20 protein-coding genes are annotated in these 22,701 nt (G+C 59.5%); 6 read left to right on the forward strand and 14 right to left on the reverse strand.

Features of this window, described 5'->3' with window-relative positions:
* Positions 1-51: 51 nt before the first annotated feature.
* The 11 genes from FYJ40_RS08105 to FYJ40_RS09155 all read right to left on the reverse strand — a co-directional run bounded on the left by FYJ40_RS08105 (position 52) and on the right by FYJ40_RS09155 (position 11,983).
* Positions 52-1,302, reverse strand: coding sequence for a HemK/PrmC family methyltransferase (locus FYJ40_RS08105; RefSeq protein ID WP_154518369.1), 1,251 nt, complete (start codon positions 1,300-1,302; stop codon positions 52-54).
* Positions 1,303-1,933: 631 nt separating this feature from the next.
* Positions 1,934-3,001: a peptide chain release factor 1 gene (gene prfA, locus FYJ40_RS08110; protein ID WP_154518366.1), complete on the reverse strand. Its 1,068-nt coding sequence runs from the start codon at positions 2,999-3,001 to the stop codon at positions 1,934-1,936.
* Between the two features lie 299 nt (positions 3,002-3,300).
* Positions 3,301-4,728 carry a M20/M25/M40 family metallo-hydrolase gene (locus FYJ40_RS08115; protein ID WP_154518363.1) on the reverse strand — a complete coding sequence of 476 codons (1,428 nt, stop codon included), beginning with the start codon at positions 4,726-4,728 and terminating at the stop codon, positions 3,301-3,303.
* A 72-nt stretch (positions 4,729-4,800) separates the two neighbouring features.
* The gene (locus FYJ40_RS08120) at positions 4,801-5,586 is read right to left on the reverse strand and encodes an amino acid ABC transporter ATP-binding protein (RefSeq protein WP_154518360.1); all 786 of its coding nucleotides are present in this window, start codon (positions 5,584-5,586) and stop codon (positions 4,801-4,803) included.
* A gap of 22 nt (positions 5,587-5,608) precedes the next feature.
* Positions 5,609-6,757, reverse strand: a complete 1,149-nt coding sequence (locus tag FYJ40_RS08125) for an amino acid ABC transporter permease (protein WP_154518357.1) — start codon at positions 6,755-6,757, stop codon at positions 5,609-5,611.
* A 9-nt stretch (positions 6,758-6,766) separates the two neighbouring features.
* Positions 6,767-7,693 (reverse strand): transporter substrate-binding domain-containing protein, encoded by a 927-nt coding sequence (locus FYJ40_RS08130; RefSeq protein ID WP_154518354.1) that lies wholly within the window; start codon positions 7,691-7,693, stop codon positions 6,767-6,769.
* 339 nt (positions 7,694-8,032) lie between these two features.
* Entirely contained in the window at positions 8,033-8,926 is an 894-nt protein-coding gene (locus FYJ40_RS08135; RefSeq protein WP_154518352.1) for an aldose 1-epimerase family protein, read from the reverse strand.
* A 114-nt stretch (positions 8,927-9,040) separates the two neighbouring features.
* The gene (locus tag FYJ40_RS08140; RefSeq protein ID WP_154518349.1) at positions 9,041-9,907 is read right to left on the reverse strand and encodes a hypothetical protein; all 867 of its coding nucleotides are present in this window, start codon (positions 9,905-9,907) and stop codon (positions 9,041-9,043) included.
* A gap of 125 nt (positions 9,908-10,032) precedes the next feature.
* Positions 10,033-11,349 (reverse strand): ATP-binding protein, encoded by a 1,317-nt coding sequence (locus FYJ40_RS08145; RefSeq protein ID WP_154518347.1) that lies wholly within the window; start codon positions 11,347-11,349, stop codon positions 10,033-10,035.
* Positions 11,350-11,487: 138 nt separating this feature from the next.
* Entirely contained in the window at positions 11,488-11,835 is a 348-nt protein-coding gene (locus FYJ40_RS09065) for an NUDIX domain-containing protein (protein WP_154518344.1), read from the reverse strand.
* Positions 11,836-11,857: 22 nt separating this feature from the next.
* The gene (locus tag FYJ40_RS09155) at positions 11,858-11,983 is read right to left on the reverse strand and encodes a hypothetical protein (RefSeq protein ID WP_255481761.1); all 126 of its coding nucleotides are present in this window, start codon (positions 11,981-11,983) and stop codon (positions 11,858-11,860) included.
* A 262-nt stretch (positions 11,984-12,245) separates the two neighbouring features.
* Between FYJ40_RS09155 and FYJ40_RS08955 the strand changes: the two genes are divergently transcribed.
* The 3 genes from FYJ40_RS08955 (at position 12,246) to FYJ40_RS08165 (ending at position 14,435) form a co-directional block, all read left to right on the forward strand.
* A complete protein-coding gene (locus tag FYJ40_RS08955; protein WP_195838622.1) occupies positions 12,246-12,389 on the forward strand; it encodes a hypothetical protein in 144 nt (47 codons plus the stop codon).
* Positions 12,390-12,584: 195 nt separating this feature from the next.
* Complete coding sequence (locus FYJ40_RS08160; protein ID WP_154518341.1) at positions 12,585-13,955, forward strand: ATP-binding protein; 1,371 nt, start codon at positions 12,585-12,587, stop codon at positions 13,953-13,955.
* 33 nt (positions 13,956-13,988) lie between these two features.
* Entirely contained in the window at positions 13,989-14,435 is a 447-nt protein-coding gene (locus FYJ40_RS08165; protein ID WP_154518338.1) for a low molecular weight protein-tyrosine-phosphatase, read from the forward strand.
* 154 nt (positions 14,436-14,589) lie between these two features.
* Here the strand turns inward: FYJ40_RS08165 and FYJ40_RS08170 are convergent, their stop codons facing one another.
* From FYJ40_RS08170 to FYJ40_RS08180, 3 genes are all read right to left on the reverse strand, one after another.
* Positions 14,590-15,951 (reverse strand): ATP-binding protein, encoded by a 1,362-nt coding sequence (locus tag FYJ40_RS08170; protein WP_154518335.1) that lies wholly within the window; start codon positions 15,949-15,951, stop codon positions 14,590-14,592.
* Positions 15,952-16,134: 183 nt separating this feature from the next.
* Positions 16,135-16,464, reverse strand: coding sequence for a TIGR04076 family protein (locus tag FYJ40_RS08175; protein ID WP_154518332.1), 330 nt, complete (start codon positions 16,462-16,464; stop codon positions 16,135-16,137).
* Positions 16,457-17,281 (reverse strand): PfkB family carbohydrate kinase, encoded by an 825-nt coding sequence (locus FYJ40_RS08180; RefSeq protein ID WP_154518329.1) that lies wholly within the window; start codon positions 17,279-17,281, stop codon positions 16,457-16,459. Before FYJ40_RS08180 ends, FYJ40_RS08175 begins: the two co-directional genes overlap by 8 nt.
* Positions 17,282-17,956: 675 nt before the next feature.
* Between FYJ40_RS08180 and FYJ40_RS08185 the strand changes: the two genes are divergently transcribed.
* From FYJ40_RS08185 to FYJ40_RS08195, 3 genes are read left to right on the forward strand one after another with little or no spacing between them, the layout of a single operon-like run.
* On the forward strand, positions 17,957-18,463 hold the full coding sequence (locus tag FYJ40_RS08185; protein ID WP_154518326.1) for a MarR family winged helix-turn-helix transcriptional regulator: 507 nt from the start codon (positions 17,957-17,959) through the stop codon (positions 18,461-18,463).
* Positions 18,456-20,279 carry an ABC transporter ATP-binding protein gene (locus tag FYJ40_RS08190; RefSeq protein WP_229770734.1) on the forward strand — a complete coding sequence of 608 codons (1,824 nt, stop codon included), beginning with the start codon at positions 18,456-18,458 and terminating at the stop codon, positions 20,277-20,279. The genes FYJ40_RS08185 and FYJ40_RS08190 overlap by 8 nt, the downstream gene beginning before the upstream one ends.
* Positions 20,272-22,191 carry an ABC transporter ATP-binding protein gene (locus FYJ40_RS08195; protein WP_154518323.1) on the forward strand — a complete coding sequence of 640 codons (1,920 nt, stop codon included), beginning with the start codon at positions 20,272-20,274 and terminating at the stop codon, positions 22,189-22,191. The genes FYJ40_RS08190 and FYJ40_RS08195 overlap by 8 nt, the downstream gene beginning before the upstream one ends.
* The last annotated feature ends 510 nt before the right edge of the window (positions 22,192-22,701 follow it).

The following is a 22,701-nucleotide window of genomic DNA, read 5'->3' on the forward strand; positions in this document are numbered from 1 at the left end:
ACATTTCCGGCGCAGCGCTCCCGCCGCCGCGCCGCCAATACGCTTCGTACTTTACTGACGTTGTTTGGGCTCGGTGACGATAGCTCGAACGATGCGGGGACGATCGGTGAGGTCACGGACGATGCGTACGTCCGAAAGACCCGCCTGGCGGCAGAGCTCGGCCGCGGCGTCGAGGGCGCCCTCATAGAGCTCGCAGGCAAACAGGCCGCCGGCGCGCAGCATATAGGGCGCCGCATTGAGCAGGCGGCGGAAGATATCAAGGCCATCGGCTCCGCCCTCGAGCGCCAAATCGGGCTCAAAGTCCTTGACCTCGTGCGGCAGCGAGCGCATGACGTCAGTCGGGATATAAGGCGGGTTGGAAACGAGCACGTCGAAGGTGCCCCACTCCTCGCGGGGGATAGAGCTCACCAGGTTCGTGAGGCTGAAGGCGACCTCATCGGACGTAAGCCCGAGTGCATCGCGGTTTTTGGTGGCCAGGTCGATGGCGCGCGGCTCGATATCGGTAGCGGTGCAGGCGACATGGCCGCGACGCTCCCAAGCAAGGGAGAGCGAAATGCAGCCCGTGCCGCAGCCGACCTCGAGAACGCGGGCAATGCGGGGGTCGGCAGGCACAGACGCGGCGGCATCCTGCACTAGGGCCGTCTCTTGGTCGACGCCTTCGATGGCAATGCCGTATTCGTCGAGCTCGGGCTCAGCGACTTCCGCGGTCTCGGCCTCAGCTGCCTGCGCGGCGGCTTCCTCGGCCTCACGATCGGCCAGCTCCTCGGCATAAGCTCGGCTGCCCAGCACGTCTCCGCCCAACGCCGCCTCATCGGCAGCCGTGAGGTTGGCGGCACGGCGCTCGGCAGTCGCGCGTTCGTCGGCCAATGCGACTTCGGCTTTACGCGCCTGCTCGACCTCGTCGTTCCATGGCAACTCTACGCGCTGGCGGGTGGCAGCCTCGGGGCTCAGAACCTCGGCATCCAGATAATTGAGGACTTCCTCGACGAGCATCTCGGTCTCGGGACGTGGAATGAGCACGCCGGGAGCGCACGCGACGTCGATCATGCGGAACTGCGTGCTGCCGGTGATGTACTGCAGCGGCTCGCCCTTGGCGCGACGGACAACCGCCGCGTGCATGGTCTCGAGCTGCGCTGCATCGAGCGTGTCGTCCATACGCATATATAAGTCGATGCGCGCTAGGCCCGTGGCTGCGCACAACAGCCACTCGGCAGAAAGACGGGGGTGCTCTTCGCCGCGCTCGGCTAGGTACTCCTTGGTCCACTCGAGACAACGCCTGATGGTCCAGATCTCGTTTGCCATGGGTCCTCCCCTCTTAAGCGCCGGGCGGCGCGCGAATGTCGGAGCAGATTGTACGCGAGGGCGGCACGCGGCGAGAGACGATTGGAAGCGATTATCGAGAATCAGCCCAGAATTTTGCACCGGGCTCGCTCAAAGTGTTCATTCGCCGACGTCTAGATTTGCATTCGTCAAGCTTTTGGCAAGGTTGCCCCAAAACTGACCAATATCTAACCAAGAACTTGCCACATCGCTTGACGTGCGACGCACCAAAAAAGGCCCCGCGACTTCTTGGACGATTTTTCGAGCAATATTTTCAATTGCAGATGAAGGCTTTTATTTAATTTGAGCAGTTAGGAAGCCCAATTTCCAACAAAGCAGATTAAATAAACTCGAAAAGTAATTTACCCAACCTAGTCATTTAAGAACGTCCCCAATGACTACCTCTAAGGCGCCGCAGGTTGAGCATAAGTCCCCAATGACTGCCCGCCGCAGATAGAGGACGGACAGCGAGCGGGCCGCATTTGAGACAAGGTGACGTGGAACGAAAGGGCGCTGACCTTCTGGTCGCGCCCTTGAAGTTGAACGTCAGATTGTACAGGTGCGGCCCGCGCAGCGTCGGCCGGTCCGCCGTTCGGTAGAACGGCGGAACCTACTACACGGCCTGTGCCAGCTTCTCGGCACGCTCGGCGGCGGCAAGCGCCTCGATGACGGCACCGAGTTGGTCGCCCAGAAGGACGCCGTTGTAGGTGGAGTTGAAACCGATACGGTGGTCGGTCACGCGGTCCTGGGGCTGGTTGTAAGTACGGATCTTCTCGGAACGGTTACCGTGGCCAATCTGGCTCTGGCGCTCGGCGCCGAGCTCGGCCTGCTGCTTCTCGAGTTCCATCTCGTACAGACGGGCACGCAGCATCTGCATGCAGACCTCGCGGTTTTGAATCTGGGAACGCTGCTCCTGCGACTGCACCACGGTATTGGTGGGCAGGTGGGTAATGCGCACGGCGGAGTAGGTGGTGTTAACGCACTGACCGCCAGGACCGGAGGCACAGTAGGTATCGATGCGCAGGTCGGACTGGTTGATCTGAACGTCGATCTCCTCGGCCTCGGGAAGCACGGCGACAGTTGCCGTGGAGGTCTGGATGCGGCCCTGGGACTCGGTCTTGGGAACGCGCTGGACACGGTGCACGCCGGACTCGAACTTCATGACGGAGTAGACACGGTCGCCCTCGACCTTGAACTCGATGGACTTAAAACCGCCGGCCTCGCTGGGGCTGGAGTCGAGCACGGTGGTCTTCCAGCCACGCGACTCGCAGAAGCGTTGGTACATCTTGTACAGGTCGCCGGCGAAAATGGCCGCCTCGTCGCCACCTGCGGCGGAGCGGATCTCGACGATGGTGTTCTTGTCGTCATTGGGGTCACTCGGGATGAGCATGTACTTGATGTCTTCCTCGAGCTGGGGAAGCTTGTCCTCGTTCTCGGAGATGTCCATCTGGAGCATCTCCTTCTCGTCGGCATCGGTAGTGTCACGGAGCATTTCTTTGGCAGCCTCGATGTCGTCGAGCGCGCCGATGTACTCGCGCGCAGCGGCAATGAGGTCGGACTGGTGCGCGTACTCCTTGTTGAGACGCGTGAACTCCTTGATGTCGGAGGCGACGGCCGGGTCGGAAAGCTTCTTCTCGAGCTCCTCGTAGGCCTTGATGATCTTTTCGAGCTTGTCGCGCATGGCGGAACTCCTTTATATGCGTGAAGGTGAAAATCGGCGGAATTGATGGGGCGCATGGCGCCGTTGCGGGGTAAGCCCAGCTAGAACATGTCGATTTTCAGATACATGCGCATCCCTTCGCGTATAGGGTACATAGTTGCGGTCTAACCCATATATGATAGCGTGCGCAGGCAAACCTGCATATAACCCGCACGGAATGAGTGGACGTAGTCGTTGGGGACGTTCCTTAACGACGAGTCGCTTGAGAACGTCCCCAACGACTACAACGGCTAACAAAGGGACTGTCGCTTTGTCACATTCTAGAGCGTTTGAAGCAGAGCGATGAAAAAGTGGGCACCTTGGAGGTAGGCACGGCGGGTAATGCGCTCGTTGGTGCCGTGGACACCGCGATCGCACTCGTCATCGTCGACCACAAACGCCGAAAAGCGAATGCATTCAGAGCAAATACGCTGATAGTTAGCCGCATCGGTGGCACCGATCACAGTTGAGGGCACAATGCCGACAGCAGCCCCGCCCGCCGCATTCGGTACGTTTTCCTCCGCCCCCTTTTGATCACGAAAGTAGCGGGCGGCAATAGTGCGAACGGCCTCGAGCCCCGGTCCGCCAACACGTGGGGACGGCGAAGGCTCTGAGCTGCCGGGGCCAAGTTCGACCTCCACGCGCCCGGTAAGGCCCGCAGCGGCAACGGCCTCGCGGCAACGGTCAACAACATCAGCCACGCCCGTGCCCTCGAGCATGCGGAAGTTAATATTGGCCCACATATCCTGCGGCATCACGTTGGCGCCAGTGCTGCCGCCCTCAATCTGCGTGGGCGCACAGGTAGTGGTCACGAGCGGATAGAGCTTGTTGCTGGCGAGGCAGTCGCGAACAATGACGCCTCCGTTGGCGGCAATCTCATCCGCCGTGTAGAGCCCCAACTCGACAAGCTGCGCGGCAAGCAGATCGGTTACGCGCGTCGGCCACTCGATATCGCAGATTGCGGCGATAGCGCGGCTCAATACCTCGAGCGATGTGCCGCCGTAGGGGTTGGACGAATGTCCGCCTTCGCTCTTCGTCTTGAGCACGATATCGGCATAGCCCTTCTCGGCAAGGTCGGCATGCATAAGCCAGCCCTCGCCCGCGCCGTACTCGGCAGCCGAAACAATACGGTAGTCACCCTCGTCGATCAGGTATTCAAGTTCAACGCCGCGCTCCTCGAGCACGCGGCCTATGGCCCCCGCTCCATACTGCGTGGTTTCCTCGTCCTGGCCAAAGGCGAGCAGCAGCGTCCGCTCGTGCTCCCAGCCGTGCACCAACGCATACTCAACCGCCTCGAGAATACCTGCGACCTGGTCTTTCATGTCGATAGCGCCGCGACCCCAAATGTAGGTGTCGTCCACGTGACCGCTAAAGGGGGCATGCGTCCAGTCGGCCTCGGTGCCGGGCACCACGGGAACCACGTCCATGTGGCCCATGAGCATAACGGGCTTGAGGGCAGGGTCGGAACCGCCAAGTGTCACCAGCAGCGAGTGGTCGATGAGTTCGACCTCGCCCGCCGCGAACACATGTGGCCACGCCTGCTGCATATAGGCGCGCAGGTCATCGAACGGCTGCCAGTTCACCGCCTCGGCATCCATACTCGAAACGGTCGGAAACGACAGCACGCGCCCCAGGCGCTCGCACGCGCCAACTTCGTCCAAATCGGCAAAATCATCCTCATGCGCAAAGAAGCGCCAAACCTCGGCCATGACATCCTTTCGATTGTGATGACGAGGGCCGCCCCACCGGAACGGCCCTGCCATGCAAACATTTGCGGTTGGTTATTTGTCCTCGAGATAGCGCGAGAGGAACTCGCGGGTACGCTGGTGCTTGGGGTTGCCAAAGAGCTCCGCCGGCGCGGCGTCCTCGAGGACCACGCCCTTGTCCATAAAGACCACGCGATCGGACACGGTGCGGGCAAAGGCCATCTCGTGCGTGACGACGACCATGGTCATGCCGTCGGCAGCGAGCTTGCGCATGACCTCGAGCACCTCTCCCACGATCTCGGGGTCGAGTGCTGAGGTCGGCTCGTCGAACAGCATGATCTGCGGATTCATGCATAGGGCACGAGCGATGGCCACGCGCTGCTTTTGACCACCGGACAGGCGACCCACGGCGGCGTGCGCGAACTTTTCGAGTCCCACGCTCGTCAGATGCTCCAACGCGACCTTTTCGGCCTCGGCCTTGCTCATTTTTTTGAGTGTGACGGGCGCAAGCGTGCAGTTATCGAGCACGTCCATGTTGTTAAACAGGTTGAAGCCCTGGAACACCATGCCGATGTCCTCACGCAGCTTGTTAATGTTGCAGCGCTCGGCCGTGAGGTCCTGGCCATGGAACCAGATATGGCCCGCGTCCGGGGTCTCGAGCAGGTTGAGGCAGCGCAGAAAGGTCGATTTGCCCGAACCCGAAGCGCCGATAATGGTAACGACCTCACCGGGGTTAACGGACAGGTCGATGCCCTTGAGCACCTCGAGCGAGCCGAAGCTCTTGTGCAGGCCCTCGACGCGGATGAGCGGCTCATTGGTCTGTGCGGCGGCCGCAGCGCCGGTAGTGGCGGTATCTGCCATGATGATTCTCCTCGTCTTGAGCCTAGTTGGAGCTGGGCAGCGTGGCCGGGGCCTCGGCGCCGAGCTTTTTGCCAAAGGCCTCGAGCAGGCGGCTCGCCACGAGCGTCAGGATTAGGTAGACCACGAGCGCCACGCAGTAGACCTCCATCTGGCGGTAGTACACGCCGGCGACGGTGGTAGTGGCGTACATGAGGTCGAACACGCCGATGACCGAGAGCACCGACGAGTCCTTGATGTTGATGATGAGCTCGTTGGTGAGCGCCGGAATCGCGTTTTTAATGCCCTGGGGAAACACGACTTTGCGCATAGCCTGCCACTGCGACAGACCCAGCGAGCGTGCCGCCTCGGCCTGACCGGGGTCGATGGACTCGATGCCGCCGCGCAGGACCTCCATCATATAGGCGGTGGAGTTGAGCGAGATGGTGACGAGGCCGGCGGTAAAGGTACTCCAAATCTGGTTGGCCTGGGCGGTCTCGAAGCCCATGCCGCGCAAAACGGTGAAGCCCGCGTAATAGATGAGCAGGCCCTGGACCATCATGGGCGTGCCGCGCACGATGGTGGAGTAGACGGTCGTAAAGCCGCGGCCGATGCTCTTAAAGAAGCGCACCAGGTCGTTATCCACGCGATCGAAGGTCTGAATGCGCAAAAACACAAAGAGCAGTGCCAGGAAAAAGGCGATAACGGTGCCGAAGGTGGCAAGCGCGATGGTGATCTCGATACCGCGAATGAAGAAGTCGCCGCTCTTGTAGGTCATGTAGACCAGGCTCGACAAAAAGTCACTGGGGTTGGAATCCGAGACAATGCTCACCTGCACCAGGTCGATAAACGACATGACGCAGCGGTCGATAAAGAAAACTGCCGCGATGGCGACCGCGACGTAGCTGCCCAAGCGTGCTCCACGACGGAAACGCTCGGATGCGAACGGCGACTTTTCGCGATAGTCGCTCCAGTGCATAAGCTTGGTGACCAGCGCCGCCGCCGACACGACGAGCCACGCCCACAGGATCGCCCAAAGGCAATCTTGGAACACGCCCGTGGGGGCCAGGAAGCTCAGCGGCGTGGGGTTGCGCTGGCTAAACGCCAGTCCGAGCGCTGCGATGACGCTCGTGCCCAGGTACACATAACGATGGTCGGCTTTGATAAAGGAGACCAGACGATTGATGGCTTTCATGCTGCCTCCCTATGCCGGCTGACGGTCGAGGCACGCGTCCCACATCTGGTCGCGCTCCTCCTGGCTGACGCCCTTGAGCGTCTTGTCGATGAGCTTAAGCAGCTTGTCCGAGCCCTTGCGGCAGCCGACGTTTGCCGCGACCTCCTGCTTAAAGCCCTCGCCCTCGGCAAAATGAATGGGGACGATACCGGGATTTTGGGCCATGTAGCCCTTTTCGTTTTCGGTGTTGTACGTCACGGCGTCGCAGGTGCCCTGCAGCAGGTTCGAGAACACCGTGGGGACGGAGTCGACCGGGTTTTTGTGAACGACGCCCGGGATCTCGTCGATGACGGTATCGAGCATGGTGTCCTTTTGGCCGAGCACCGTGGCGCCGCTGAAGTCACTGAGCTTGGTGGCGTTTTGGTAGGGGGAACCCTCTTTTACGAACAGGCCAAAGTAGCCAATAAAGTACGGGTCGGAGAAGCCGACCGACTCCTCACGCTCGGGCGTGGCGCTCATACCGGCGATGATGAGGTCGATCTGGCCGTTGTTGAGCGAATCGATAAGGCCCGAGAAGCTCTGCTTGACGGCAACGGGCTCGCCACCGAGGGCCTTGCAGACGATCTTGGCGATCTGCACGTCGTAGCCATCGGCATAGGCGCCCTGTACGTTGTCGATGGGGATGGTGTACTCACTGGCTTCGGAAACCTGCCAGTTGTACGGGGCGTAGGCCGCCTCCATGCCGATGCGGATCTTATCCTTGCCGATCACGGAATCGGACAGGTCATCGCGACCGCCGCCCGTCGTGGGCTGAACCACCTTGAGCGTGGACGGGCGCTGACAGCCGGCGAGCGCGCCGGCGACGACGGAAGCGCTCGCGGCAAGAGCGCTACCCAAGAAGATGCGACGGCTGCACACCGGCTGTGGATGTACGTCGCGCTGATGGAGAGAATGCATAATCTGCCTTCCCTGTTGAATCGTATGCTAATGACTTAACAGGATACCGCTCAGCGTTACCTCCAGCAGATGCATATATACAAATTAACAAACAGAAAACGATTAGTAGCCGTTGGGGACGTTCTTAAACGACTGGTCAAACAAGTAGTCATCGGGGACAGTCGTTGGGGACGTCGATGATTCGGCAATGCCAGCGAGCGCCACCCAGAGCGAACAAGTTGGCATGAAAAAGGCAAGGCATAGACCTTCTGGTCATGCCTTGCCTTTTGAATGACAAATTGTCGCTCTGGGTGGCGCGCAGCGTCGACCGGTCCGCCGTTCGTTAGAACGGCGGAACCTCTAGAGCAGCGTAACCTCGAAGGCGCGCTTGTCGGTGGCGCCGGGAGCCAAGGTGATGGTGTTGACCTTGTGCTCGAAGACGTCGTCCTCGGTGTCCATGGTGGTATGTCCGGTCCAAGGCTCGAGCGCCACGAACGGGGCGTCGTTGGCGGCAGACCACACGCCAATGTACTTAAAGCCCTCAAAGTCAATCTTGACGCCGTGGCCCGACTTGCGACTGCGCAGCGTGAGCGTGGAGCCCGGGGTATCGGTGAACATGATGGCGTCGTTGTCGAAGCTACGGTGTGTGATGGGCAGCACGTCCGAGTTATCGGGAGCCTTGTAGCTTCCCTCGAACGTCATAAGGCCATCGGGCGTGATGATGGGCGCCTCGTTAGTCCAAGCCTCGGTAAACGCCAGCTCGTAATCCTCGAACGCCTCGTCCTCGGCACCGGGAACGGGCACGTTAAATGCGGGGTGGCCGCCCACCGAAAACGGCAGGTCCACGTCGCCGGTGTTGGTGACGGCAAAGGTCTGCGTAAGAGTGGCGTCGCCAGTCAGGGCATAGGTCATGTTGAGCTTAAAGTGAAACGGGAAGGCCTTGAGCGACTCGGGCGTATCGGTAATCTCGTAGGTGACGGACGAACCGTCCCCCGACACCTCGACCAGCTTGTGCTCCACGATACGCGCGATGCCGTGGCGCGCCATCTCGCAGCTGCCGGCCGCAGACGTCGCCGTGTTGTTGCGCAGCGAGCCCACAATGGGGAACAGGATGGGCGCATGCTTGCCCCAAAAAGCGGGATCGCCCTGCCACAGATACTCGTTGCCGTTGAGGGCAAGGCTCGTGAGCTGGGCGCCCATGGAATCGATGGCCGCGGTGAGGCCGCCGCGCCTGATGGTAGTGACGGTAGACATGCTACTTCCTCCAAAAGTAAACAATAGTGTCGAGGACTATTGTCCCACTCTTGGCGGCGGGACGGGACGGCAGGCGATTATTGAGTAGCCATAGCGGAAATGGGCGGCGAGCGCCTACTGGGTATCCACGTAAAGGTCAAACCCGCCCTGCGAGGTGGTGTCGACCGTATCGGGCGCCCGCGAGTTAAAGCTCGCGGGAACCATTCTTTTCGAGGCACGAAAACGCGTGCCGTCGGTGGCGACAGGTGGCTCATCGACCGTAAGTTCGTAGTCGCCGGGCTTGAGCTCGATACCGTCACCTTCGGAATTGACGTATTGGTGCTCGTCGATCGCTTGTCCCTTGAGCGTGCGGCCTACGATATGGATGAGCATCTGGCTGTCGCCGCGCGCGGTATCCCACGTCGCGCCGTCCTTGACCTCGACCGACACATGCACCGAGCGCGTACGGCTGAGCGATTGTTCGACGGAGATCTCGACCTTGGCGGCGTCTTGGCGCTGCTGCTCAACATGGCTCCAAACGCTGCCGATTGCCGAGCAGGCGATAACGCCGGCCATGAAGGCGATGAGGATGGGGCCGAGCGGAGAGCGCCGGCCCGCGCCTTCCTCGCGAGCCAGATCGGGGCGATGCGTGGGCGCAGGCGCCTGGGCGCCCTGCGCGGGCACGTCGAGAATGCTAAAGGATGCCGTGCTGTCGGGGTCGATAGTGTGACGCGGCTGTGGGGTCCTTGCCGGCGAGATGGACATGTCGGCCGGCTCACCCAGTGTGGCCGTGGCGTCGGCCTTTGCCTCGTCGGCCTCAGCCTGGGCCCAGGCCTGTTCAAAGGTTAGGGGTTCGGCCGAGTCGGAAGCGGCGTCCGTCTCGACGGCATCGTCGCCGCTCTCGTCCTCGTCGCTCGACACGTCATGCGGCGCGGGCTCGTCCCACTCCTCGTCCGGAACCTCGCCCTCGCTATACCACCATTCAAAGTTATCGATATCCATACGGGGCGCCCCTTAGGCCTCGCAAATAAACACTTGCTAGCCTTATACCCCCAGACGGCACGAGGGCTCGCACGGAATGCGAAAAGGACTGCTCCTTTGTCGCATCGAAACGGATCTGTTTACGTTTAGCCGCGGGTAATCTTATTTCTCAACAAGAAGTCGACTGCCCCCACGATTCTGATGCCATCGATGTCCGTTGGATGGTCGCCATCCCTGACAATCAGGATCTTCTCATACGAATCAGGAATTTTTCCTAGCGTGCTTAGCTTGAGCGGTCGCAGCTCGCGTTCCCTCGTCGCCTCGGCATCGATCCGTTCGGTAACCTGGATATATTTGCGGTCTGATCCCCCGCCGATTGCGACAAAGTCGATTTCCCCCGCGCGTAGATGGCCGCAAAACACTTCGTATCCTTCAAAGACAAGCTGGTTGTAGATAACGTTCTCGAGCATCCTTCCGCTATCGCTACCTCTATATCCGTCAAGATAGCTGCGAATTCCCGTATCAGCTATGTAATATTCACCGCCTGTCTTAAGAAGCTTCCGCCCCTTGATGTCATACCTTTTTACTTTGGTAAACAGGTACGTCTCTTCCAGAGCGTCAATATATGCCGACACCGTCGATGCGTTGGTCTTACCGCCCGCTGATTCGTTGAGCGTCCCTACGATTGTGTTGACCGAGGTTTGGTTGGAGATGTTGTCTGCCAGATACGCACAGAGCCGCTCGAGAACATCGCGCTTGGTGATAGCTCCGCGACCCCTACGCGTCACACGCGACAGGATATCGCGCGCGACGATCGTCTGGTAGAGGCTACGGATATAGTCGCGACACAGCTCACGTCTCGGCTCATCATGGGCCAGAAACGGCATGCCGCCATAGGTTATGTACTGCTCAAGCACGGTATTTGAATTAAGGCGATCGCCCGTCTTGGAAACAAGTTCGACCCTCTCACCAAGCCCTTCAGCGGCGACCGCATCAATCGAGCGAAAATCAAGATATTCGCCAAACGTGAGAGGCTGCATCTTGACCTCGACATATCGGCCCGAGATAAGCGTTGCGAGCTCGCTCGATAGCAAAAAGGCATTGGAGCCCGTGACATAGATATCGCACGGCAAATCCACTCGGAGCGAGTTGACCGCCTTTTCCCAACCCTCGACATTCTGGAGCTCGTCAAAGAACAGGTAGGGATGATCGATGCCGTCGATGCGCTCCCGAACCATACGATAAAACGTCAGATAATCCGTAATTCCCGCGTACTCTAGAGATTCCATCTTAAAGGTCAGCAAACGCTCGGCTGGCACCCCCTGTTGCGCCAGATAGTCCCTCATCATGTCCAATAACGTTGATTTGCCACAACGGCGTATGCCCGTCACGATTTTGATGAGGTCGGTATCCTGAAAAGCAATGAGTCGATCAAGATAACGGCTTCGGCGAACGATATCCATAGAGTCTCCCTAGCGCCCGACCAGACATGAAATCTTATAAACTTGCAGTTTTTGCAAGTTTATAAGATGTTACCTTAGAGACTTGAAAAAATTGCAAGTTTCTAAGGCATTGAATGTGACAAACGGACTGTCCCTTTGTCACATCTGGAGGGCAGCGCGAATAGAGGGGGCCTCGCGGTACACCACGTGTCCGAGGTGCTCGAGCTGATCGGGCTCGCGCGTAATGCCAAGCTCTTCGTTAATGCGGCGCGCCGTGGCGGCCGCGACGTCTTCCCCGGGAAGCGGATGGCCGGCGCAGCTATCGGCCAGCACCCCGCCCCACAGGCGCTTGAGCGGACTGCGGCGACAGAGCAGCAGGCGCGCGTCTTCGCCCCGGCCCTCTACCAGAAGCGTCAGAAATGCCTGATGCAGAATACCCTCGCCGACATGGGCCTCGATGCGGTCGACGGGGCTGAGCGTCTCGCCGGTCGCGGCATCGACCGCCACGACCTCGGCGCCTGCGCCGCCCTCATCCCAGGTGCGCGAACTCCGGCGAGCAGGCGTACACCGCCATACCTCGCGGCGTCACCGTCAGCTGGGCCACGAGCGCAAACTTGCCCTCGCCCACTGCAATCTTTGTCGTGTGCATACCCATGGGATCCCCTGTCGCCCGCGAGGTACCTGAGACCATCTTCGCCTGTATTGCGACTATACAGGCAAGCGCAGCCTGCGACAAAGGGACTGCCTCTTTGTCACATGAGCTTGGCGCCGCTCATGTGCCTGTTCTCGGTGTCATGCTTCACGCACTTCATGGACGTGGCACGCCGCCGCCATCCCAAGTCGATGGTACTCGCAAGCTCGGTTAAGCCCATGGGTTTAACGTCGGCATCTCGTTCGGCACCGCGGTAGGCGGAGCCGTGGTAAGCAACATTGGCATTGCGTACGTGGGCGCAGTGGGCGCCGCGTTCTCGCTTGTGGCCTGGGCGCTCACGCTGGTGACGATTAAGCTCGCCCGCTGGGAACGCCGTCGTCAATCAACACAGCCCCGGATGCAGGCATAGGGGCGAACATAGCCCAAGGTGGCGAGCAACCGGTGAAAACCGTCCCATACGAGTAGTGTCTATCCGCCTGCAAGCTTCGACAGTGCAATTTCGTGTATTTCAGATACACGCTTTTCTACGATTTCGTGTATTTTAAGTATACGAAATCGTACTAAACTATGTATCTGAAGTACACGAAATTGGAAAGGCGGCCCCATGCGCAGATCAATCGAATCCGTTATCGAATCATGGGCGACAAAGGATGCCTCACGCCCCCTCCTCATCCGTGGTGCGCGACGCGTAGGCAAAACGTACGCTGCCGAGGAAATCGGCAGGCGAATCGCCGGCGATGCGTTTGTCAAACTCGACTTTCAGACCGATCTTGAACTGATCGCTCCGCTGTTCGACTGTCCCACCGACGACGTTGACACCATCGTGGCGCGGATTTCAGACTATAAACGCACCCCCATTCGCAAGGAAACCGCCTTCATCCTGTTTGACGAGGTGCAGCTCTGCGAACGGGCGCTCAACTCGCTTCGCTTTTTCTCGGGTTCGGGCTGGCGCATATGCGCGACCGGCAGCCAACTCGGTGTCGCCACGCGCAAGCGCAAGTTGCCTTTTCCCAGCGGCGTTCGTCAAGAGACCATGCATCCCATGTCGTTCGAGGAGTTTCTCTGGGCGCTCGATGAAGAGCAGATGGCCGATGCCATTCGTACCCACGCCGGCACGCTCGAGACCTACGCCGCGCACCAAGCCGCGCTCAGCCTGTTTCATCGATACCAGATCGTGGGCGGCATGCCCGCCGCCGTCAACGCATATCGCAAGACGTTATCCATCGAGGATGCGCGCGTCGAGCAGCGCGAAATCGACGAGACCTATACCGCCGACATGACCGACCCAGAAAACGGGATCAGCGGCGTGGCGGCGCGCAAGGTCTGGCGCTCCATTCCATCCCAGCTGCTGAGATCGTCCACAAAAAAATTCAAGTACTCCGAGGTCGAACGCGGAGGCCGTCGTGCCAAGCTTATCGAGCCGCTCGACTGGCTCGAAGGCGCCGGCATCATATCGGTCAACAACCTGACCGAAGGCATCGAGCCTCCCCTCGTTCCCTTCGACGACGAAGATGGAAGTTTCTTTAAGGTCTATCTTCTCGATACCGGCCTCATGTTCTACAAACTCGGCATCAACCCGAGGCTCTGGCTCGACCTCAAAGAGGAATCCGCCATAGCGCTGTCTTCCGACTTCCGAGGCGCCCTGGCGGAAAACTCAGTCATGCAGGCATTTTCGGGCAATGGTCTGCAGACGTATTATTGGGTGCCGCCGTCGTCTTGGAAGACGACCGGCGAGCTCGATTTTCTACTTCAGACCGACCGTATGGAAATTGTGCCCGTCGAGGTAAAGTCCGCACGTAACGTGCGCGCGAGAACCCTCGGGTCGTTTATGGACAAAGCCCGATCGCCATACGCCTACATTTTGTCCGAGAACAATTTTTCCCGCAGCGAAACCGATGACGGGCGCGAGCTACGCCACCTCCCCTTGTACGCAGCGGGCTTTATTGGAGCAAACTGCCTCAAGAGCAGTCTGTAAGCCCTGCGCGACCGCCTAGAAAGGAAACCGCATATGCAACGCATTCTTTTTATCTGCTATGGAAACATCTGCCGCTCGACGATGGCTGAGTCGGTGTTTACCGAGCTCGTGCGCCGCGCCGGGCGCGAGGCGGAGTTTGTCATCGATTCCGCCGCGACCTCGACCGAGGAGCTTGGCAACCCGCCACACCACGGCACCGTTGCCAAGCTGCGCGAAGTCGGGATTCCCGTCGTTGCCCACCGCGCACGCCAGGTGCGTCGCGCGGAATATGGCGACTGGGGCCACATCGTCTATATGGACGACGAGAACGCGCGTGGCCTGCGTCGCATCTTTGGCGACGACCCCGACGGCAAGATTACGCGCTTGCTCGATTGGACCGAGCGCCCCGGCGACGTGGCCGATCCCTGGTACACCGGCAATTTCGATGCCACGTACCGCGACGTGCTCGCCGGCTGCACGGCCATGCTCGAGCAGCTGTAGGCAAGCGAGGTCGCGGGCCACGCCTTCGGCGCGAAACAAGCGCGGATAATCTTCCACATGAAAAATGATCGTGGGTTTTCTCCCACTTTGAGCGTTCAAGTGCGCTCTAAACGGGAGAAAACCCACGCTCATGAATGTGGCAAATGGACTAGCCCTAGACCGGTTTGACCTCCAGCTTTATCCCCTCGGCGCAGGAGTCGCCCAAAACATCCGAAAGGGCCCAGGTCGCATATAGCGGCAAATAGAGAACTGCTCCGTTGCGCTCAACGTTGCCTCTCGAGAAAACAATCCCGAGCCTTACGCCATATTCAGCCGTATCAAGCACATGACCGAGCGCTGCGTGCGCGTGGTAATAGGAGCCCGATTTAACCTCGATCGGAACAGCCGTCCCATCCGGTCCATCGACCACAAAGTCCACTTCACCGCGCTTTTTTGTCTGATAGTAGTAAAGCTGGCGATTTTGGGCAGCCAGCTGCTGGGCCACCACGTTTTCGTAAATGCCGCCCAGATTGGGCTCCTTGCTATCAAGATACGTCGCTTGGGCGACTCCAACGGGGTAGCGCGCCATCAACATGCCCGTATCCGATTGATAGAGCTTGAACTGCGATGGCCGTGCCGTCTTGAACAGGGGCGATTTTGGCTCGGTTACGATATCGGCTTTGAGAGCAACGCCGGCATCGACAAGCCATACAAAATCTCGCTGATACTTCTCGTAGTGAGCCTTGGGGTCAATGGAATTGAGCACGAAGCGCTTGTTTTCGCCCTCGAGCATAATAGGGAGCTGATCGTAGATGCTCTGCACCTGAAGGGCTCGCCCGCTTGCATACCTGGAGATATCCCGCCGGTACTGTTCGTTGAGCTCTGACTGTAGCTGACGAACAGAGGCAAGGTCGCCCTGCGTGTCAAGGAAACGCTGCACGACCTCCGGCATTCCGCCGACAACGGTATAGGTCCTGAAGTTTGCCATCATCGCGTCATGAATGTAATCAGGAATGGGCCTCTCGCTGATACACGCGTCACGTATCGTTTGGCGAGCCCCCTCGCTCACCCCGATTGCCCAGCAAAACTCCTCAAAATCGAGCGGGAACATCCTAAGCTCGTGGACATACCCCACGGGATAGGACCTGACGCCCTTGAACTGAGTCCCGAGCATTGACCCCGAAAACGCCCAACGGCACCTCCCGTCCTCAACAAGGAACTTTGCCATCGTCATGATGTCGGGGGCCTCTTGGACCTCATCGATAAACACGAGTGTTTTGCCTGGCGCAATCGACTTTCCCGAAAGAAGCGTCACCCTGCTGATGAAATCATCGGCATCCCGCGCCTCGAGAAGAGCATCTTTTGCCTGGCGGTTTTCCATAAGGTTAAGCTCGATGTAGGTTGCATGGTTGGCTTTGCCAAATGCGCGAATCGAATAGCTTTTGCCAATCTGGCGAGAACCCGTAATGAACAAGGCCTTTTGCTCGGAAGACTTCAGCCAACGCTCCAGCTCTGCCGCTATTTTCCTGCGCAGCATAGGCTTCCCCTCAGTGTCATCAAATGAAATGCAAAGTTTTATACGCTTAATTATCGATGAAACGCAGAATTTTTAGAACCTAAAATCGGATGAAATGCAGAGTTTTGAGATTATAAGCGAAAAAGAAGGGGCACCACCGGCGAACGTGGCAAATGGACTGTCCCTTTGCCACATTGCGCTCAACTACTCGTCGACGATCTCGGCAAGCCAGACGTTCAGCGTATCGACCTCGGGGCAGCAGAACTTTGCCGTGCCGGGCTCGTTGCCGGGCACAGTTCCGCCATAGCGCAGAATGTCGATATAGGGAAAGCCAACGTGACAGGCCATGGCGCACATCTTGCCGCGATCGCGGTCGAAGTCGAAGACGTCGCCCGGCTTGTGACCATGGTGGCAGCGGCACGTCCCCAGCTGGTCCACGCAGCTCACGCGGATACGCGGACGCTTGCCACGCGGCGCGCCGAGCGGCTTGTTCTCGCCCACAGGCCTGATGTCGCCCTCGCCAGCATTACTCATGGTCAATCACATCCAAGCAGGCCTCGATGGGAAGACCGGCCGACTTGTCCTCTTGGTCGGCATTACGCTCGATAAGCTCGGCCACCACACGCATGGCATCGGACGTCGCGCGCTGCAGACTCCAACCTGCCATAACGCGGCCGACGAGCACTGCCGAGAACGTATCGCCCGTGCCCGGGAAATAGACCGGAATGAGCTCAAAGGGAATCGTAAAGTACTCCCCCGCTACATGGTCGTAACCGATAACCGCGTTCGTGCCATTGACCACGGTGCTCGTAATGACCACCGACTTGGCACCCAGCTCGCGCACGGCGTCCACAAGGGCGCGGGCCTCTTCGGGCGTAATTTGCTCGGCAATAGGCCTATCGGCAAGCAGGCACGCCTCGGTATAGTTGGGCACCGCGTAGTCTGCGCACTCCAGCAGGTGCCGCATAAGGCTAATCGTGGACTCGGGCACGCCCGCATAGAGCTTGCCGTTGTCGCCCATGATGGGGTCGACGAACACCTTGGTGCCCTTTTGCGCACGGCGGTGGCAAAAGTCCGAGATGATGCGCGCCTCTTCCTCGGTCACGATAAAGCCGGTCGAGATGGCGTCGAACTCAAAGCCGAGTTCTTCCCAGACGGCAAGACTCTGACGCACGTACTCCGTGGTGTCGTGGATGTAGAACTTGGGATAGTTGAGCGTATCGGACACAAGTGCCGTCGGCAGATTGTGGATACGGTAACCCATGTGCGACAGCACCGGCAGCATGGCGGAAAGCGCGACCTTGCCGTAGCCGCACATATCGTTGATCAGCAACAGCTGAGTGCTCTTCATGAGTGTCCCCCTTGGATCGGGCGCGGCGCAACGGCGCCACAGTGCAACTAAGTGTAGCGCAGGGGACGTTGCGAGCGGAGTCGAGCGGCACGAAGGGCAAATTGTTGCGGAAAGGTTTCGGAAACGAGGGGCTAGCTTGCTTCATTGCGGCTCATTTGCCGCCACTTATTCAGTGCCATTTCAAAACTATGCCGGATTACGGGGCTGAACCTGAATGAGCCAACCACACCCCTTATTTTCAAATCATAGCGAACCTTCTACCTGCGGTTTTCTTTTTACCAATTTCGGCATGGTCGGCAATCCGTCATTCAGCCCCGTAATCCGGCATAGTTTTTAAGTTAGTCGTTGGGGACGTTCTTAAACGACTAGTCAAACAAGAACGTCCCCAACGACTATCCCAACAAGGGCAACGCCGATGTTTTGGCGAAGTCAGCGAAAACCCGCCAGAGTGAGCAAGGTGCCTTGAAACGAGGCGGCATTGACCTTCTGGTCATGCCGCCGAAGTTGAAAGGCAGATTGCCGCTCTGGCGGGTTTGCAGCGTCGAGCCGTTACGCGGTTTGGTAAAACCGCGTAACCACTAGTTTGGTACCTTGACTTTGATTTCTCACGCTCCTAAATTGGTTAGGCACAAAACAATTCCACTACCTAACTAAAGAAAGGAGCAGCACTAATTTATGTGCGATGAACCTCTTAGCCTTTGTTCGCACGAGCCCGGCGGCGACCCGTCACAGCCGGCGGATGTATCCGAAGCGGTTAGCTCGGAAGACAAGCTTGCCAAGCGCATCCTCAATAACCTGGGCTTTTGCGGCCATTACATGCATTTTCATGGCGGAGGCGTGTCCGGCAAGGCGCCCATCATCTGCCTACTGGCCAAGCAGCCCGGCGGCGAGATGTCGCAGCAGGAACTCGGCATGCACTTCGGCCTCAAGCCGGGGTCGCTTTCCGAGATCCTGTCCAAGCTCGAGCTCAACGGCCTCATTGAGCGCAGCCGTAACCCCAAGGATCGACGGCAACTCACCATTCGCCTGACCGAAACCGGCCGGGAAAACGCCCGCATCGACCAGGCGGCCCGCATCCGCTTTAGAGAACGGGCCTTTAGCGCGCTCACCCACGACGAGCGCGAGCAGCTCGCCGAAATGCTCGATAAAATCCGCAAAACCTGGGAGGAACTGGATGATTAAAACCCTCATGGGCAGCATCCGCGATTACATGAAGGTCACGATCGCTACGCCGCTGCTGGTGCTTGGCGAGGTAATCTGCCAGATGATGATCCCGTTTATCACCGCCGACATGATCGACGCCATCAAGGACGGCACTGCCGTTACCGAGATGCTGCCCACCGCCGGCCTTCTCGTACTCATCGCACTGACGTCACTCGCCTTTGGCGCCGCCGCGGGCATCACCTGCAGCCATGCCAGCTGCGGCTTTGCCAAGAACCTGCGTCGCGACCTGTTCTACAAGATCCAGACGTTCAGCTTCGCCAACATCGACGAGTTCTCGACCTCCTCGCTCGTCACGCGCCTCACCACCGACATCAACAACGTGCAGCAGGCCTTTATGATGCTCATCCGCATCGCCGTGCGCTCGCCGCTGGTGCTGGTCTTTGCCTTTACCATGGCATACGCCATGGGCGGCAGCGTCGCCATGGTCTACCTGGTCATCATTCCGCTGCTGGGCTTTGGCCTGTTCTTTATCATCTATAAGGTGCGCCCGATCTTTACCCGCGTGTTCCGCAAGTACGACGCGCTCAACGAATCGGTCGAGGAAAACGTCACCGGCATGCGCGTGGTCAAGAGCTACGTGCGCCAGGACTACGAGAAGGAGAAGTTCGCCACCGCCGCGCGCGACGTCCAGATGGACTTCACCCGCGCCGAGAAGTTGCTCGCCTTCAACAACCCCATGATGAACATCTGCGTCAACGGCGCGTTCGTCGTCATCATCTACCTGGGCTCCAAGCTCATCATCACGAGCCAGGGCACCCTGTTCGATGTGGGCCAGCTCTCCTCCATCTTTACCTACGGCTTCCAGATTCTGATGAGCCTAATGCAGCTGTCGATGATCTTTGTCATGGTGACCATGGCAGATGAGTCGGCGCACCGCATTACCGAGGTGCTGGCCGCCGAGCCCACGATCGCTAACCCGACCGAGCCCGTGCACGAGGTTGCCGACGGCTCCATCGACTTCGATCACGTGAGCTTTAAGTATTCCGCGCATGCGAAGCGCCAGGCGCTCGACGATATCGACCTGCATATTAAGAGCGGCGAGACCATCGGCATTATCGGTGGCACCGGCTCGGCCAAGTCGACGCTCGTGAACCTGATCGCCCGTCTGTACGATGTCACGGAGGGCACCGTGCGCGTCGGCGGCGTGGACGTGCGCGACTACGACCTGGACGCGCTGCGCCACCAGGTAGCCATGGTCCTGCAGAAAAACGTGCTGTTTAGCGGCACCATCGCCGAGAACCTGCGCTGGGGCGACCCGAACGCCACCGACGAGGAAGTCCGCGAGGCCGCACATCTGGCCTGCGCCGACGAGTTTGTCGACGGCTTCCCCAAGGGCTACGACACCTGGATCGAGCAGGGCGGCTCCAACGTTTCCGGCGGCCAGAAGCAGCGCCTGTGCATCGCGCGTGCCCTGCTGCGTCGCCCCAAGATCTTGATCCTGGACGACTCCACGAGCGCCGTCGACACCAAGACCGACGCCAAGATCCGCGAGGGCCTGGCGAGCTACCTGCCCAACACGACCAAGCTCATCATCGCCCAGCGCATCAGCTCCGTTCAGGACGCCGACCGCATCATCGTCATGGAGGGCGGCCGCATCAAGGACATCGGCAACCACGATGAGCTGCTCAAGACGAGCGAGATCTACCGCGAGACCTTTACCTCGCAAAATAAGATGAGTGCCGAAGGCGAGGACGCGGGCGAGACCGCCGCAGCCGACACCGAGGCATCCGCACCGCAAGCTCAGACTCAGGAAGGAGGCGAGGCACATGAGTAAGGCCGCTACCGCCGAGCGCGCGCGCAACCGCAAGGGCGGCACCATGACGCGCCTGATCAAGATGCTCTTTGGCTTCTACCCGGTGCTTTTGCCCCTCGTCGTCGCCGGCGTTGTGCTCTGCGCCATCATCAACTCCATCGGCGCGACGTTTCTCCAGAGCGCGCTGCAGGTCATTAGCGAATCGTGGCAGTCGGGCGACTGGACGGCCGCGCAGCCCAAGATTCTGAAGCTCGTGACCACCCTCGGCTGCATCTACGCCGTGGGCGTCGCCTCCTCGCTCTTCTGGAACCGCGCCATGGCCGTCATCACGCAGGGCTCGCTCGAGAAGCTGCGCGAAAAGATGTTCAACCGCATGCAGGACCTGCCGATTCGCTACTTCGACACGCACCAGCGCGGCGACATCATGAGCCACTACACCAACGACATCGACACGCTGCGTCAGATGATCAGCCAATCGCTGCCCAACCTGCTCATGACGATCATCGTCATCGTCACCGTGTTCTTCATCATGCTGTATTACAGCGTGTGGATGTGCCTGGTCATCATTGCCGGCGTCGCCTTTATGACCTTTATGACCAAGCTGCTCGGCTCCAACTCCGCGCGCTTCTTTATCGCGCAGCAGACCGAGCTCGGCGTGGTCGAGGGCCATATCGAGGAAGTCATGAACGGCCAGAAAGTCGTCAAGGCGTTCTGTCACGAGTCCGCTGCCGAGGCCGATTTTGACGAGCGCAACGAGAAGCTCTTCGAGGTCTCGCAGAAGGCCAACATGTACGCCAACATCCTCATGCCGATCCTCGGGAACCTGGGCGACTTGCTCTACGTGCTGGTCGCGCTGGCGGGCGGCATTTTCCTGGCGCTGGGCGTGCCCAACCTGAGCATCTCGGGCATGACGCTGTCCATCGCCGTCGTGGTGCCGTTCCTCAACATGACCAAGCAGTTCTGCGGACAGATCGGTCAGATCTCGCAGCAGATCAACGCCGTGGTCATGGGTCTCGCCGGCGCCGACCGCATCTTTGAGCTCATCGACGAGGAGCCCGAGGCCGACGAAGGCTACGTGACGCTCGTCAACGCGCAGGTGAACCCCGAGACCTGGCAGCTCGAGGAGGCCGACCACCACACCGGCATGTGGGCATGGAAACACCCGCACCGTGCAACCGGCAAGATCGAGTACGTACCGCTGCGCGGCGACCTGGTCATGGACAACGTCGACTTTGGCTACACGCCCGACCACGAGGTGCTGCACGGCGTGTCCGTGTTTGCCAAGCCGGGCCAGAAGGTCGCGTTTGTCGGTGCCACCGGCGCGGGCAAGACGACCATCACCAACCTCATCAACCGCTTCTATGACATCGCCGACGGCAAGATCCGCTACGACGGCATCAACGTCAACAAGATTCGCAAGTCCGACCTGCGTCGCTCGCTGGGCGTGGTGCTGCAGGACGTGAACCTGTTCACCGGCACTGTGATGGACAACATCCGCTACGGCAACCTGGACGCCACCGACGAGGAGTGCATCGCGGCGGCCAAGCTCGCGGGCGCCGACGACTTTATCACCCGCCTGCCCGACGGCTACGACACCATGCTCACCGGCAACGGCGCCCAGCTGTCGCAGGGCCAGCGCCAGCTGATTTCGATCGCACGCGCTGCCGTCGCCGATCCGCCGGCAATGATTCTGGACGAGGCCACGTCGAGCATCGACACCCGCACCGAGGCCATCGTGCAAGCGGGCATGGATAAGCTCATGGAGGGCCGCACGACGTTTGTCATCGCGCACCGCCTGTCCACCGTGCGCAACGCCGACGCAATCATCTGCCTGGATCACGGCCGCATCATCGAGCGTGGCAACCACGACGAGCTGATCGCCAAGCGCGGATATTACTACCAGCTCTATACCGGAGCGTTTGAGCTGGAGTAGCTCAAAACATCCCCTACGCTCCCAACGGAGCTCCCCGAGGGAGACGGGGTGTTTACTCCGTGCTCAAACATTCTCGCTTCGCTGCGAAACTGCGCGCGGAGCAAACACCCCCGTCTCCCTCGGGGAGCGCCTGCGCACACGGTCTTTTCTCGCAGCCTGAAAAGAAGTGGTGAGGCCCTGGCCGTTTGGCCAGGGCCTCGTTTTGTAAGGATGATTTGGGAGGTGGTGGAGGAACAGTCTTTTTGGGACGGGGCTAAATTAGCTGGTTCTCCATCCCAATATCGATGAATCAACAAATCGCAACTGAGCCCTAATCCAAAAACAGCTAATTTAGCCCCGTCCCAAAAAGACTGGTCAAGCTAACGGAACGCCGTAGCTAAAAAAGCCCCATTACAGTTTGAGTCGTCCGAAAGGGCGGCTCTTTTCCGTTGCACGGCTATACGATTGAGCCGTACCGGTGGTCGCTGGCCGACCGCCCCGGACGGCCGTCAGCCCCTGCCCCGTAGAGGG

The organism is Collinsella sp. WCA1-178-WT-3 (M1), from assembly GCF_009696325.1.
Taxonomy (GTDB): Bacteria; Actinomycetota; Coriobacteriia; order Coriobacteriales; family Coriobacteriaceae; genus Collinsella.